The 14,444-nt window shown below is 71.6% G+C and carries 10 protein-coding genes; 5 read left to right on the plus strand and 5 right to left on the minus strand.

Features of this window, described 5'->3' with window-relative positions; translation table 11 throughout:
* Positions 1 to 92: 92 nt before the first annotated feature.
* A complete protein-coding gene (locus A7A76_RS02045; RefSeq protein WP_206409637.1) occupies positions 93 to 1,178 on the plus strand; it encodes a lipid A deacylase LpxR family protein in 1,086 nt (361 codons plus the stop codon).
* Between the two features lie 118 nt (positions 1,179 to 1,296).
* Here A7A76_RS02045 and A7A76_RS02050 read toward each other — a convergent pair whose 3' ends face one another.
* From A7A76_RS02050 to A7A76_RS02070, 5 genes are all read right to left on the minus strand, one after another.
* Positions 1,297 to 2,412, minus strand: coding sequence for a hypothetical protein (locus tag A7A76_RS02050; protein ID WP_206409638.1), 1,116 nt, complete (start codon positions 2,410 to 2,412; stop codon positions 1,297 to 1,299).
* Between the two features lie 154 nt (positions 2,413 to 2,566).
* Entirely contained in the window at positions 2,567 to 2,740 is a 174-nt protein-coding gene (locus A7A76_RS02055; protein ID WP_206409639.1) for a hypothetical protein, read from the minus strand.
* Between the two features lie 10 nt (positions 2,741 to 2,750).
* Positions 2,751 to 4,961, minus strand: coding sequence for an ATP-binding cassette domain-containing protein (locus A7A76_RS02060; RefSeq protein ID WP_206409640.1), 2,211 nt, complete (start codon positions 4,959 to 4,961; stop codon positions 2,751 to 2,753).
* Complete coding sequence (locus A7A76_RS02065) at positions 4,958 to 6,226, minus strand: HlyD family efflux transporter periplasmic adaptor subunit (protein WP_206409641.1); 1,269 nt, start codon at positions 6,224 to 6,226, stop codon at positions 4,958 to 4,960. Before A7A76_RS02065 ends, A7A76_RS02060 begins: the two co-directional genes overlap by 4 nt.
* Positions 6,227 to 6,484: 258 nt before the next feature.
* Positions 6,485 to 7,699, minus strand: coding sequence for a DUF418 domain-containing protein (locus A7A76_RS02070; RefSeq protein ID WP_206409642.1), 1,215 nt, complete (start codon positions 7,697 to 7,699; stop codon positions 6,485 to 6,487).
* Between the two features lie 127 nt (positions 7,700 to 7,826).
* Here A7A76_RS02070 and A7A76_RS02075 point away from each other — a divergent pair, with 127 nt between their 5' ends.
* The 4 genes from A7A76_RS02075 to A7A76_RS02090 all read left to right on the plus strand — a co-directional run bounded on the left by A7A76_RS02075 (position 7,827) and on the right by A7A76_RS02090 (position 14,400).
* The gene (locus A7A76_RS02075; RefSeq protein ID WP_206409643.1) at positions 7,827 to 9,338 is read left to right on the plus strand and encodes a HAMP domain-containing sensor histidine kinase; all 1,512 of its coding nucleotides are present in this window, start codon (positions 7,827 to 7,829) and stop codon (positions 9,336 to 9,338) included.
* Positions 9,335 to 9,994 carry a response regulator gene (locus A7A76_RS02080; protein ID WP_096376616.1) on the plus strand — a complete coding sequence of 220 codons (660 nt, stop codon included), beginning with the start codon at positions 9,335 to 9,337 and terminating at the stop codon, positions 9,992 to 9,994. Before A7A76_RS02075 ends, A7A76_RS02080 begins: the two co-directional genes overlap by 4 nt.
* A gap of 404 nt (positions 9,995 to 10,398) precedes the next feature.
* Positions 10,399 to 13,515 carry a S8 family serine peptidase gene (locus A7A76_RS02085; RefSeq protein WP_241200674.1) on the plus strand — a complete coding sequence of 1,039 codons (3,117 nt, stop codon included), beginning with the start codon at positions 10,399 to 10,401 and terminating at the stop codon, positions 13,513 to 13,515.
* Between the two features lie 255 nt (positions 13,516 to 13,770).
* Complete coding sequence (locus A7A76_RS02090) at positions 13,771 to 14,400, plus strand: LysE family transporter (RefSeq protein WP_206409645.1); 630 nt, start codon at positions 13,771 to 13,773, stop codon at positions 14,398 to 14,400.
* The last annotated feature ends 44 nt before the right edge of the window (positions 14,401 to 14,444 follow it).

A 14,444-nucleotide genomic window follows, 5' to 3' on the forward strand; every position in this document is an offset into this window, starting at 1 on the left:
CGCCACCCGATGCGCCGCCGCCGCCACGGTTCGCGGCGCGTCCCGCCGCACCCACCCGCCGTCGCGCCGGACGCGGCGGCGCACGTCTGCCGATGCCCATGCGCGCGAACGGTCCGTCCTCGTCCCTGCTGCTCTCGTCCCTGCTGTTCGCTGGCGCCGCGCTGCACGCGCCCGCCGTCGCCGCGCAGGGCCGCGAAGCCTGCACCAACGGCCACACCCGCCTGCCGCCCACGGTCAACCTGCGCGTGGACAACGACTTGTTCGGCGGCCAGGACCAGGGCTACAGCAACGGCGTGCAGCTGACCCTGGTGTCGCCGAACCTGGCCGACTACACCGACGACCCGTGCATTCCGCGCCTGGCGCGCTGGATCAACCGCCATCTCGACGCGCTGCAACCGCCGCAAGGCTATGAACAGCGCAACATGATCGCGACCTTCGCCCAGGGCATCTTCACCCCCACCGACTACAGCCGCCGCGACCTGATCCGCGACGACCGCCCCTACGCCGGCGCGCTGCTCGCCGGCCTGGGCTACAACGCGCGTACCGGCGACCGCCTGCGCACCACGCAGTTGCAGTTCGGCATCGTCGGCCCTTCGGCGCTGGGCAAGCAGGTGCAGAACGCGGTGCACCGCGCGCTCGGCGACCAGACCTTCGAAGGCTGGGACAACCAACTGCACGACGAGCCGGTGTTCCGCATCGTCCACGAGCGCATGCGCCGCTTCGCGCCGGAAGATGCGGCCGAGCGCCGCTGGGGCTGGGACGCGGTCGGCCACTACGGCGGCAGCTTCGGCAATCTCGCCACCTACGCCAATGCCGGCATGGAAGTGCGCTTCGGCCTGCGCCTGCCCGACGACTTCGGCAGCACCCCGCTGCGCCCGGCCGGCGAGAACACTGCGCCGACCAAGCATTACAACACCGGCGACCGGCCGTTCGCCGCGCACCTGTTCCTGACCAGCGACGTGCGCTGGGTGCTGCGCGACATCACCCTGGACGGCAACACCTTCCGCAGCAGCCACAGCGTCGACAAGCGCCCGTTCGTGGCCGAGGTCGGCTACGGCGTGGCGCTGATGCGCGGGCGCTGGAAGTTCGCGTTCGCGCGCTATCACAGCACGCGCGAGTTCGAAGGGCAGAAGCAGACGCCGGTGTTCGGCAGCGTGACCGTCAGCCGGGCGTTTTAAAAGGGACGGTCCCGGGCTATGGAAAAGCATCGGGCCTGAAGGCCCTCCCACAAGAGCGGCCGCGCCGCGCTTTTGCAGGAGGGCCTTCAGGCCCGATGCTCTTGTGCCCGCCGCGGCCTCACTCCAAGGTGATCCCGGCCGCCGCCGGACTGCGATCCTTGAGCCCTTCGCTGGCCTGCGCCCACCACGCGGCGTGCTCGGGACTGGCCAGATAATCGGCGTACCCCACCGCCGCGGCGTCGTCGAGCCGGTAGTCCGCGCGGCCCTGCGCCAGCATCGCGCTCATCGCCCGCAGCAACGGCAACTGCGCCACCAGGTGTTCGACGAACAGGAACTGCCCGGCCTGGTTCACTTCCAGGAAATGCGCCTGGCCGTCGCCGTCCACGGCGAGGTCGATGCAGCCGAACGCCAGCCCCAGCTCGCGCATCAGCGCGCGCAGCTTGTCCTCGTCGGCGCCGGACAATTCGCCCGGCTCGGCCTGCAGACCCTGCACGGCCTGGCGCACGCGCCAGTCGACGAAGCCGTCGCGCTGCTGCGAGCGCAGCCGCGCCGGGAAAAAGCGTTCGCCGATCGCCGTCACCCGCAGGTCGCAGCGCTTGTCGACGTAGGCCTGATAGATGCCTGGGCATTGCCGCAGGCTGGCGTCGTCGTCGAGCATGGCCGGCTCGACGATGCGCGCATAGGTGCTGAACATGCGTCCGCTGTCGGCGTCCTGCCAGGTGTGGGTGAGGAACGGCTTGTAGACCACGCGGTCATGGCGGCGCACGAAGGCGCGGATTTCGGCGGGGTCGTGCGAGACCAGGGTGGCCGGAAAGCGCAGCCCGCAGCGGTGCGCGGCGCGCAGTTGCAGCAGCTTGTTCTCCGCCGCGGCCGCGGCGGCGGGACGGTTGATCCACAGCCGCGCGCCGCCTTCGTCGGCCAGCGCGTGGACATTGCGCAGGAACCGGCCCCATTCGCCGCGCAGGAACGGCGCGTCGCCGGGATGGGCGTGGGCGAAGGTGTCGGGATCGCGCGGGCGCCGGTACCAGACCGCGCCGATGCCGGCGGCGTCGAGCGCGCCGCTCATGCGCAGGCCGTTTTCGCTGTCGCAGTGCAGCGACATCGGCGCCAGCGCCGGGTCGGCGAGCGAGCCGCACCACAACGCGTCGACGCCATTCGCGCGCAGCGCCCAGCGCACGGCGGCGGCGTGGATGTCGTGGGGCAGGGCGGACAGGATCAGCGGACGTGTGGGCATTGCGGTCGGCGACAACGCGGTGCGAGAAGAAAGGGCGGGCCAATAGGCCACAAGTCAGGCACGCCCCCGCGAAGGGGCGTGCCTGGGGCCGGGCGCTAGCGGGCTGTGCGCGCGTGGCGTGCGCTGCCCGCCGGCGCGTGCCGGCGGTGCGGCCTCAGACGAGGTCCGGATCGCCCGGGTCGTCGCCGTTCGGGCCGGTGGCGTGGGTGGTGTCGCCCTTGCCGCCGGAGATCGCAGCGATCTCCTCGACGGTCAGTTCGCGCGCGGCGATGCGCGCGAGCGGGCGGGCGAGGTCGTTCTGAGGCTGGTTCACGTCGTGCTTGCTCATGAAAGTCTCCTTAGAAACGCGGGGTGCCGGAAAGAGAAGGCCGTTCCGGCGTCGGCACGAACGAGGGTGGCGCCGGGGCGTCGCCCGGGTCGCGATGGCGGCGATCGCTGGCGTCGGCAGGCGCATGCGGCGCCTGCGGCGTGTTCGGGTACTGCTCGGCCGAGCCGCCGCGCAGCGCGACCACGCGCTGGGCGCTGCGGATGGTGTCGGGGCGGTGGGCGATGACGATGCGGGTGATGCGCAGCGCGGCGATCTCGCGGTTGATCTCGTGCTCGCGGGCCACGTCGAGATGGCTGGTGGCCTCGTCCAGCAGCAGGATCCGCGGCTGCCGGTACAGCGCGCGCGCCAGCAGCACGCGCTGCTTCTGCCCGCCCGACAGCGACTGGCCGAGATCGCCGACCAGGGTTTCGTAGCCCATCGCCATCGCCGCGATGTCGTCGTGGATGCGCGCGGCGCGCGCCGCCGCCTGGATGCGTTCGAAGTCGGCCTGCGGATCGAAGAAGGCGATGTTCTCGGCGACCGAGCCGGCGAACAGCGCGTCCTCCTGCATCACCGCGCCGAACAGTTCGCGATAGGCGCTCAGGCCGTAGCGGTGGATGTCCACGCCGCCGATCAGGATGCGGCCTTCGTCGGGGCGCAGCAGCCCCAGCAGCAGCTTGGCCAGGGTGGTCTTGCCGCAGCCGGAGGGGCCGACGATGGCGACCGACTCGCCGGCTTCGACGCTGAAGCTGCAGTCGCGCAGGATCCACGGCTCGTCCTCGCCGTAGCGGAAGCCGATGCCTTGCACCTCGATGCGCGGGTCCGGCGCCGGCCCGGCGTAGTCGCCGTGCAGGTCCGCCTCCGGCGGATGCAGGGCGATGTCGCCGATGCGCTGGGCGTGCAGGCCGAGCAGGCGCAGGTCGACCAGCTTGTCGATCAGGCTGGCGGTGCGCGTGGCGAACAGATCGGCGTAGGCGACGAACACCACCAGCATGCCGGCGCTGAAGCGGCCCTGCAGCGCCAGCCACGCGCACAGCCAGATCAGCAGCACGCGCTGGCCGCCGGACACCAGCCTGGCCAGCGCCGAGAACACCGCGTTGGTGCGGCCGATCGCGGCGTCGCGGCGGGCGACCTCGATCGCGGCGTTGGCCACGCGCGCGCGGCGCTCGTCGATGCGGTTGCCGAGCTTGATCGTCTGCGCGCCCTGGATCGATTCGATCAGCAGGCCGTGCTGCTGCGCGGCCTGGACCAGTTGTTCCTCCTTGAGCCGGCGCAGCCGCCGCAGCGCGGCCCAGCGCAGGCCGGCGTAGAGGCAGAAGCCGGCCAGCACCAGCGCGGTCAGCGGCGGGCTGTAGAACAGCAGCAGCGCCAGCACCAGCGCCGCGGTGAGCCCGTCGAGCAGGCTTTCGACGAAGCTGGCGCTGAGCGTGAGCTGGATCGCCTGGACCGAGACGAAGCGCGACATCACCCCGCCGACGTGGCGTTTTTCGAAGAATTCCAGCGGCAGCCGCATCAGGTGGCCGAACAGGTTGGCCAGCCATTGCGAGTTGAGCGCGGCGCCGAGGTCGGCGACCAGCCAGCCGCGCATCGCCGCCAGCGCGGCCTGCATCGCCACCGCCGCCAGGAAGCCCAGGCCGAGCAGGTGCAGCAGTTCGACGTCGGCCGAGACCAGCACGCGGTCGAGCACCCATTGCATCGCCAGCGGGAGCAGCAGGGTGAACAGCTCCAGCGCCAGCGCCAGGACCAGCAACTGGGCGCCGGCGCGGTGCAGGCCGTCGATGCGGCCGGCCAGCGCGCGCACGCTCAGGCGCTGGCGTTCGCGCATCGGCGCGAAGTCGGCGCGCGGGCTCAGTTCGACCGCGATGCCGGTGAAATGGCGGCCGAACTCGGCCAGCGTCAGCGCGGTCGCGCCGAGCGCGGGATCGTGGATCTCGGCGCGGCCGCGCCGGATGCGCTTGAGCACGACGAAATGATTGAGGTCCCAGTGCAGCACGCACGGCAGCCGCAGCTGCGCCAGCGCCTCGGGCTCGGCGCGCAGCGCGCGCGCGTCCAGGCCGAGCGCGCCGGCGGTCTGCAGCAGCCGCGCCAGGGTGGCGCCGCGCGGCGATACCGGAAAGCGCCGGCGCAGGCTGGCCAGGTCGGTGTCGTGGCCGTGATGGATCGCGATCATCGCCAGGCACGCCAGCCCGCATTCGGCCAGTTCGGCCTGTTGCAGCACCGGCAACGGGCGGCGCCGGCTCACCGCGATACTCCCGCGGTGCGCACGGGCGCATCGTCGCGTCCGGCTTGCAGCGGCGCGAGCAGGTACTCGTACAGGCGCCGGCGCTCGAGCCGCAGTTCGGCGTCCACGCGCATCTGCGCTTGCAGCGGCCGCGCGCCGATCCGCTGGCGCTCCAGCGCGACCAGCACCCGCCACGCCGGCGCGTCCGCCGCCAGGCCGGTGCGGGCGCGGATTTCCTCGGCCGACAGCGCGCCGCGCGCGACCGCGACGACCTTGCCGCGCTGCACGCCGTAGCGCTGGTACGGAAACCCGGCATAACGCATCGCCACCGGCGTGCCCGGCGCGACCAGGCCGACGACGCGGTCGGATACCCACAGTTCGGCCTGCATCGGCGCGTGCAACGGCGCCAGCGACAGCAGGCGCTGGCCGGCGGCGACGCTCTGGCCCGGCACCGCGGCCACCGCGACCGCGCGGCCGTCGCGGGGCGCGCGCACGGCGATGCGCCGGCGGCCTTCGTTGCGGGCGTCGTCCTGGGCGATGTCGGCCAGTTCGCGTTCGATCCGGTGGCGCTGGCGTTCGTTGTCGCGCGGTTGCTCGGCCAGCGCGGCGCGCGCGTCGGCCAGTTCGCGTTCGGCGTCCAGGCGTTCGCGGCGCGCGTCCTGAACCCGCGCCTCGGCGTCGATGCGCGCGGTTTCGTACTGCTGCCACTGCACTTCGCTGAGCAGTTTGTCGCCGCGCAGCGGCCGCACCCGCGCCGACAGCGTGCGCGCCTGCGCGGCCTGCTGCTCGCGCAGCGCGAGTTGCGCCTGGGCGAGGGCGATGCGGCGCTGCGCGGCGTCGATGCGCTCGCGCCATTGCTCGCTTCGCTGCGCATTGCCCTGCTCCAGCGCACTGCGGTCGGCGAGCAGGCGCGCGCGCTGCGCCGACAATTCTGCGCCGACCGCCGCGCCGACGCCGCCGCGCAGCGCGGGGCTGTCGAGTTCGGGCGAAATCTCCAGCAGGATCTGCCCGCGCCGCACGCGCTCGCCTTCGTTGACCGGGCTGCGCAGCAAGGTGCCGGCGGCCGGCGCCGCCAGCGCCAGCACGCCGCCGCGCGGCTGCAACTGGCCGTACGCCGGTTCGCTGCGGGTGTAGTGGCCGAACCACAGCAGCGCGGCCAGCGCGAGCGAGGCGAACGCGGCCAGCGCCGCCATCGCCGTGCCCATGCGCGACAGCGGCAGGCGGATGCGGCCGAGCCAGCGTTGCCGGCGCGCGTCGAGCGCTTGTTCGCGGAACAGGCCGTCCACGCCGGTCTCAGCGGCGCGCGGCCGGCGCGCGGCGCGGCGGCGTAATGGTTACGGTCGATGCGACGGTCATGGCGAACGCGATGCGCGAACTCCCGGCGACAGCGAAACGGCCGTTGAGTGTGGCGTGGGTCCGTCGCGGTGGCTACGACGCGGGACGCAACGCGGATCACGGTTCGCGACACAGATGACAGGCGTCAGGTCGCCTGCGCCGCGTTCATGCGCAAGCCGCTTGCGGCCTGTCGCGTCCGTTCGCAGACGTCAGCGCGCGTTGCCGCAATCCGGCCGCCGCAGGCGCGGCCACGCGCCGATGGTCAACGCGCGCAGCAACCATTCCAGCGGGCCGTAGGCGAAGCGGCGCAGCCACCAGCGGCTGAGCCACAGTTGTGCGGCGAACACGGCCAGCGCGATCGCCACCGCCTGCGCTGGCGTCGCTCGTCCCATCGCGCTCCAGCCGTAGCCGGTGAACACGAACGCGAGCGCCGCCGATTGCAGCAGGTAGTTGGACAAGGCCATGCGTCCGGCCGGCGCCAGCCGCTCGGCCAGCCGCGCGCCGCCGCGCGCGAGCCACGGCAGCGCGCAGGCGGCGTAGGCCAGGCTCAACAGCGGCGCGGTCAGCAGGCTCAGCGCGAGCACCCACAGTTGCACCGCGTCCGACACCGGCCACAGCGCGTTCGCGCCCAGCGCCAGCGCGGCGGGCACGCCGATGGCGAAACCGGCGAGGCGCAGGCGCCGCAGCAGCGGCCGGTAGTCGTCCAGGCGCGCGGCGATTCCGCGTCGGCCCGCGATCATGCCGTAGAGGAACATCGCCAGCGCGCACGGCGCCTGCAACAGCAGCAGGATCGGCCAGGTGCCGCCGATCTCGTGCCAGCGCGCGGCCAGCACCTGCGCCGGCGCGCCGGTGAAACCTCGCAGGAGGGTCTGCGCTTGGATTGCGGCGGCGGCCGGCTCGGCGAACGCCTGCGGTCGCATCCACGCCGCTACGCCCAATCCCGCCCAGCCGAGCGCGGTGGCAAGGATCAGCGTGTGCGCGATGCGCAGTTGCGTTCGCTCGCCGGCGCCGCTCAACGCCAGCAACGCCGCGCCCATCAGCGCGTAGGTGGTGAGGATATCGCCGTGGAACAGCAACACCGCGTGCAGCGCGCCGACCGCCCACAGGCCCAGCAGGCGTCGGCCCATGCGCGGCGCGAACGCTTCGCCGGCGCGCGCGGCGGCGTCCTGTTGCAGGCTGAAGCTGTAGCCGAACAGAAACGAAAACAACAGGTAGAACTTCATCTCGAACACCGCCGTCACCAGCGCCTCGACCGCGCGGTCGAGCGGATCGGCGTGGACCGGGTCCGGGCCCAGCCCCCACCACGGCGAGGCGAACACGCCGATGTTGACCAGCATGATGCCGAGCAGGGACAGGCCGCGCAGCGCGTCGAGCTGTTCGATGCGCGCGTCGCTGCGCACATCGGTGCGTTGAGGGGCGGGCATGGGCGCAGGTCCGGTCGGGGAGGACGCATGCTGAGCGCCGCTTGCGCGTACGGCATCGGGCCGCGGACGGGCCGGATCCCGGCCGTTTGGCGGATCAAATCAGCGCAGAAACTGGAATACTGGCGGCATGAACGAAACCGCCGCCCGCCCGAATCCGGCCGCACGCGCGCCGACCCGGCGCTGGTGGAGCGGGCTGTTCTGGAAATGCCTGCTGTCGATGCTGGTCGCGTGCTGGATCAGCACCGGCCTGTTGTCGCTGCTGGCGGTGTATCTGCTGCGCCAGGACCTGCGCACCGATCTGGCGCCGCAGGTGCTGGAAGCGGCGATCCAGCGCGAACTCCAGCGCGTGGGGCCGTTGCCGGATCTGGCGACGCTGCCGCCGGCGCAGTGCCAGGCGCTGCTGCAAGGCCTGCTGGTGCGCGTGGTCGGCATGGACACGCCGCAATGGATGTATTCCTACAGCTACGCCGGCGGGCCCAACGAAGGCCGCATCGCGATCCGTTACCTCGACCGCAACGGCCGCGCTTGCATGTATCCGCCGCAGCCCGGCGCGCCGCTGGCGAAGGCGCTGGCGCAGGCCGGGCAGCAGGCCGCCGCCGACGGCGTCGCCGCGACCCGGCGGCTGGAGCGCGAAGGCGACTGGATCAGCGTGGCGGCGGTGCCGCTGGCGGCGACGCCGGGCGCGAGCCTCGGCGTCGGCCAGCATCCGGGCGGCTCGGTCGCGACCTTCATGCGCATGACCCTGGGCGACGTGGTCGGGCTGGCGATCTATCTGATCGTGATCAGCGCGATGGCGTCGGTGGCGGTGGCGACCTTGCTGACCCAGCGCCTGCGCCACGCCGAACAGATCGCCGACGCCTGGGCCGAAGGCGATCTGGACACCCGCATCCACGATCGCGGCCACGACGAATTCGGCCGCCTGGCGCAACGCTTCGACCGCATGGCCGACGCGCTCGGCGAGGTCATCCAGGTGCGCCAGCGGCTGGCGGTGTCGGAAGAACGCAACCGGCTGGCGCGCGATCTGCACGACACCGCCAAGCAGCGCAGCTTCGCCCTGGGCTTGCAGTTGAGCGTGCTCGACCACCTCAACGGCCGCGACGGCGAGAGCGGCCGCGATCCGCGCCAGGGCGCGCTGATCAAGGCCGCGCTCGGCCTGACCGGGCAGTTGCAGCGCGATCTGGCCGACGTGATCCAGCGTTTCAGCGCGCCGACCGTGGCCGAGCAAGGGCTGCGCAAGGCGCTGGAAGACACGTACTCGCATCTGCTCGGCGGCAGCGGCATCGAATGGCGCTTGCTGCTGGACGGCGTGGCCGAGCGCGGCGTCGGCGCGCATCCGCAGCACGCCGGGCAGCTGCTGCTGATCGCCACCGAGGCCGCGGCCAACAGCCTGCGCCACAGCGGCGCCAAGCGCATCGAGGTGGTGCTCAACAGCGCCGGCGACCGCTACGGCTGGACCATCCAGGACGACGGCTGCGGTTTTTCCATCGACGAACACGAAACCACCGGCATGGGCCTGGGCAACATGCGCATGCGCGCGCGCACCCTGCCGGGCGGGCGCTTCCGCATCGCCAGTTCCGCCAGCGGCACGGTGGTGACGGTGTCGTTCACTCTGCCCGAGCCGCAAGGAGATTCCGCATGAGCACCTCGGTCCTGCTGGTCGACGACCACGAAGTGGTGCGCAAGGGCATCCGCAGCCTGTTGATGCTGACCGACGATTTCGAAGTGATCGGCGAGGCCGCCGGCGGCGCCGAGGCGATCGCGCTGGCGCGCGACCTGGCCCCGGACCTGATCGTGATCGACCTGATGATGCCGGATGTGGACGGCGTGCAGGCGATCCGCGCGATCAAGACCCTCAGCCCGCGCAGCGCGATCGCGGTGCTGACCTCGACCGACCAGGACGACCTCGCGTTCGCCGCGATCGAGGCCGGCGCGCAGTCGCTGCTGTTCAAGAGCATGCTCGGCGACGAACTGCTGGCGACGCTGCGCCGGATCGCCGGCGGCGAGGCGGTGATCCATCCCTTCGTCGCCCAGCGCATCCTCAAGGCGGTGCGGCGCAAGCGCGAACCGCGCGAGGATCCGTTCGCCTGCCTGACCGAGCGCGAGCTGGACGTGCTGCGCAAGCTCGCCGAAGGCGGCAGCAACGCGCGCATCGCCGCCGCGCTCAACATCGGCGAGAAGACGGTCAAGTCGCACCTGGGCAACGTGCTGGCCAAGCTGCACCTGGCCGACCGCACCGAAGCGGTGGCCTTCGCCTGGCGCCGTGGCCTGATGGCCGGCGAGCGCGACGACGACTGAGCCCGCGACGGTTCGCATCCCCTTGTAGGAGCGGCGCGAGCCGCGACCGCGACAACGCAACCATTGCGCCAGTTGCGGCGCAGTTGGGTTATCGCGGTCGCGGCTCGCGCCGCTCCTACAGGGGGCGTGCGTTACAACAAAGCGGCGAAAAAAACGCCGGCGCTTTGCCGAGTTCGATCTTTCATGTGTCGTTGGTCATGCCTCAATCCGCAAAACTGCGGGTAGGGAGGCGATCTTTCCGTTGCGTTACTGATTATCAGAGGCCGCCCTAGCGGCCCGTTTCGTCTGCGATGCCCACGCGCATCCGCCATTGACCGACGGCGTCCGCCAGGACGTCTTCCACATGACAGGGGTTCATCAAGAAGATGCAAGGCTCTCACCGCGCACTGACGCGCACCAAGGTTTTGTCCCGCCGCCCCCATTCGCGCTCGCTGCTGTGCCTGGCCGTCGCCTGCGGCCTGCTGGCCGCCGCCGGCGCCGCTTCGGCGCAGAGCGTCAACGGCCAGGCCGGCAATCCCGACAGCTGGCACAGCGAGGAATTCGACGCCGATTGGGGCCTGGACGCGATCAACGCCCAATACGCCTACGCCCGCGGCCTGACCGGCAAGGGCGTGCGCCTGGGCGTCTACGACAGCGGCACCGCGCTCGCCCATCCGGAGTTCGCCGGCAAGGACAACCGCGCCATCGTCATGGCCGAGCAGCTGGAAGACGGCAGCTTCTGCAGCAACACCAGCGTGCTGACCGGCGACGGCGCCTGCTTCCATTCGCGCGGCGATCAGGCGCAGATCTCGTACACCGGCTTCAACGCCAACGTACCGCAGAGCATCCGCGACATCATCATGGCCGGCCCGTACGTGCAGCCAGGCTGGGAGTTCAACACCCACGGCACCCACGTCGGCGGCACCATCGCCGCGAATCGCGACGGCACCGGCACCCACGGCGTCGCCTTCGGTTCCGACCTCAGCGTGGCCAAGTGGTCGTTCAACGCCGTGCAGGAATGGCAGCGCACCGCCACCGGCTACAACGTGGTGCGCATCCCGCGCCCGAGCGCGGACGACGCCACCATCGCGCGCATGTACGCCGACATGAATTCGCAGAACGTGCGCGCGATCAATCACAGCTGGGGGCTGGCCGACGAACCGGCCACGCTGGAAGACCTGGACGGCTATCTGTTCGAGCCTGAGAACCTGTCCTACTTCAACGTCTTCGGCGATGCTTCGCGCGCCAAGGGCATGCTGCAGGTCTGGGCCGCCGGCAACCACAACGAGAACGTCACGCCCGAGACCGCGCCGCAGGCCGGCCTGTACGCGAGCCTGCCGCGCGCGTTCAAGGATCTTGAGCAGTACTGGCTGACCGTGGTCAGCGTCAACCAGCAACTGACCCTCAGCGATTTTTCCATGCGCTGCGCGCAGGCCGCGAACTGGTGCGTGGCCGCGCCGGGTTCGGATATCGCTTCGACCTATCTCGGCGGCGAAGGCTCGCTGCAAGGCGGGCTGGTGACCAACCCCGACGGCTCGCAATCGTTCAACATCACCGCCGGTACGCCGACTTACGAGTACGGCCTGCTCAGCGGCACCTCGATGGCCACCCCGCACGTCACCGGCGCGCTCGGCCTGCTGTTCGAACGCTTCCCGTACATGACCGGCGCGCAGGTCCGCGACGTGCTGCTGACCACCGCCACCGACCTGGGCGCGCCCGGCGTCGACGAGGTCTACGGCTGGGGCCTGATCGATCTGAAGAAGGCCATCGACGGCCCGGGCCAGATCCGCGTCGACACCGATGTGATCGTCGACCGCCTCGCCGGCGGCGCCAAGGTGTGGGACGGCAAGGCCTGGGACGACTGGCGCAACGACATCGGCGGCACCGGCGTGCTGACCAAGTCCGGCATCGGCTGGCTGCGCCTGAGCGGCAACAACGCCTTCGGCGGATTGCACGTCAAGGAAGGCGTTCTGGAGTTGACCGGCAACAACGCCTACGCCGCGCAGGTCGACGGCGGCACCCTGGTGGTCAACGGTACGCTGACCACCGCGCAGTTGCCGGTGCATGCCGGCGCCGGCCTCGGCGGCAGCGGCCGCATCGTCGGCGACGTGCGCGTCGAAGGCGCGGTGTCGCCGGGCAATTCGATCGGCACCCTGACCGTGCAGGGCGACTACGCCCAGGCGGCGGGTTCGACCTACGTCGCCGAGCTCTCGGCCGGCGGCCAGTCCGACCGCATCGACGTCACCGGCAAGGCCGTGCTCGAAGGCGGCACGCTGATGGTGCTGCACGCGCCGGGCCAGTATTTCCTCGGCCAGAACTTCAACCTGATCAGCGCCGCCGGCGGCATCAGCGGCCAGTTCGCCGCGCTCGACCAGACCGCGTTCTCGCCGTTCCTCAAGTTCGGCCTGAGCTACGGCGCGAACCAGGTCGGGGTGGAAGTCACCCGCGGCGCGTCGCTGGCCTCGGCCGGCACCACGCCGAACCAGATCGCGGCGGCGACCGCGGCCGACCGCCTGGCCATCGCCCAGGGCCTGGCGCAGCCGCTGACCCAGCTGTTCCCGGCGCAGGCGCTGGCCGCGCTCGACCAGCTCAGCGGCGAAGGCCACGCCAGCCTGCGTTCGATCGCCATCGACGACAGCCGCCACGTCCGCGACGCCGCGCTGGCGCGCGCGCGCAGCGGCCGCGGCGAGTTCGCCGCCGACGGCGAAGGGGCCTCGCAGGGCGCGTGGGTGCAGTTGCTGAAGTCCGGCGGCACGCTCGAAGGCGACGGCAACGCCGCGCGCAACGAGTACAACGGCTCGGCCACGCTGGTGGGTTACGACTACCGCTTCGGCAACGGCTGGCGCATCGGCGTGCTCGGCGGCACCGGCCGCACCGACACCGACAACGACCGCCTCGACAAGGGCCGGATCAAGAGCACCCAGCTCGGCGTCTACGCCGGCCAGAACTGGGGCCGCATCGCGCTCAGCGCCGGCTACGCGCACGCGCGCCAGGACCTGACCCTGGAGCGCCGGATCGGCTTCAACGGCTTCGCCGACCGCACCCGCGCCTCCTACGACGGCCGCACCCAGCAGGCCTTCGTCGAAGGCGGCTACCGCTTCGGCGGCGATACCTGGGGCGTGGAGCCGTACCTGCAGTTCGCCCAGGTGCGGGCCAAGAGCGACGCGTTCCAGGAAACCGGCGGCGCGGCCGCGCTGAGCGGGCGCAGCGCCGAAAGCAAGGTCGATCTGTCGACCCTGGGCGTGCGCTTCAACCTCGACCTCAAGGGCTCGCAGCAGGAACAGAGCTGGCTGAGCCTGCGCGGCGGCCTCGGCCGTCGCCACGCCAGCGGCGACCTGACCCCGGTGACCCAGGTGGCCTGGCGCGGCGGCGCCGGTTTCGACGCGGCCGGCGCGCCGCTGGCCGACGACGCCACCCTGGTCGAGGCGGGCATCGCCGCGCGCCTGAGCGCGAACGGGCTGCTGGAGTTGAACTACAGCGGTCAGCTCGCCGACGAGGCCGACGACCACGGCGTCAACGCGCGCTACTCGCTGCGGTTCTGATCCACGCAGCCGGATCGCCCCGGCCGATCGCACCGATCGGCCGGGTCCGATCCCACCCGCCATCGGCGCCTCCCGAGGGCGCCGCGGAGCCGCGACGGCGTTCGCCGTCGCGGCTTTTTTATGGCCGTGCGAATCCGGCGCGAACGTTGCTGCAGGCGGAGCCTGGGCGCCGTCGAATATTCACCGGCGCCGACGATTCCAGCCGCGCCGGGGATCGGCGATCATGGGCCTCCGTTTCCGCCCTGGGAGATCCGCGTGATCGCGCTTTCGTCGTTGCTGGCGTTCGCCGGCCTGGCCCTGGTGATGGTGCTGACGCCGGGACCGAACATGGTCTATCTCGTCTCGCGTTCGATCTGCCAGGGCCGCCGCGCCGGCCTGGTGTCGCTGGCCGGGGTCGGCGTGGGTTTCGTGTTCTATCTGCTGGCCGCGGCCTTCGGCATCACCGCGCTGCTGTTCGCCGTGCCCTACGCCTACGACGCGCTGCGCATCGGCGGCGCGCTGTACCTGCTGTGGATGGCCTGGCAGGCGGTCAAGCCCGGCGGGCGTTCGCCGTTCCAGGTGCGCGAGCTGGCGCCGGACAGTCCGCGCCGTTTGTTCGTCATGGGCCTGCTGACCAGCCTGCTGAATCCGAAGGTGGCGGTGTTCTATCTGGCCTTGCTGCCGCAGTTCATCGATCCGCAGCACAGCGTGATGGCGCAGTCGCTGTTGCTGGGCAGCGTGCAGATCGCGATCAGCCTCGGCGTCAACGCGCTGATCGTCACCGGCGCCGGCGCGATCGCCGCGTTCCTGTCCGGGCGGCCGCGCTGGATCGCGGCGCAGCGCTGGGTCATGGGCGGCGTGCTGTCGGCGCTGGCGGTGCGCATGGCGGTCGACGCGCGCCGCTGAGCGGCGCGGCGCCGGCCCGGCTCGATGCGTGCGTCACGGCGCGC

It is taken from the genome of Lysobacter enzymogenes (assembly GCF_017168095.1).
GTDB classification, from domain to species: Bacteria; Pseudomonadota; Gammaproteobacteria; order Xanthomonadales; family Xanthomonadaceae; genus Lysobacter; species Lysobacter enzymogenes_D.

What these genes read in the sequence shown, in the direction of transcription:
- A7A76_RS02050 (WP_206409638.1), bottom strand. Translation starts at nt 2,412, where the DNA reads ATGCCCACACGTCCGCTGATCCTGTCCGCCCTGCCCCACGACATCCAC.
- A7A76_RS02080 (WP_096376616.1), top strand. Translation starts at nt 9,335, where the DNA reads ATGAGCACCTCGGTCCTGCTGGTCGACGACCACGAAGTGGTGCGCAAG.
- A7A76_RS02055 (WP_206409639.1), bottom strand. Translation starts at nt 2,740, where the DNA reads ATGAGCAAGCACGACGTGAACCAGCCTCAGAACGACCTCGCCCGCCCG.
- A7A76_RS02070 (WP_206409642.1), bottom strand. Translation starts at nt 7,699, where the DNA reads ATGCCCGCCCCTCAACGCACCGATGTGCGCAGCGACGCGCGCATCGAA.
- A7A76_RS02075 (WP_206409643.1), top strand. Translation starts at nt 7,827, where the DNA reads ATGAACGAAACCGCCGCCCGCCCGAATCCGGCCGCACGCGCGCCGACC.
- A7A76_RS02045 (WP_206409637.1), top strand. Translation starts at nt 93, where the DNA reads ATGCCCATGCGCGCGAACGGTCCGTCCTCGTCCCTGCTGCTCTCGTCC.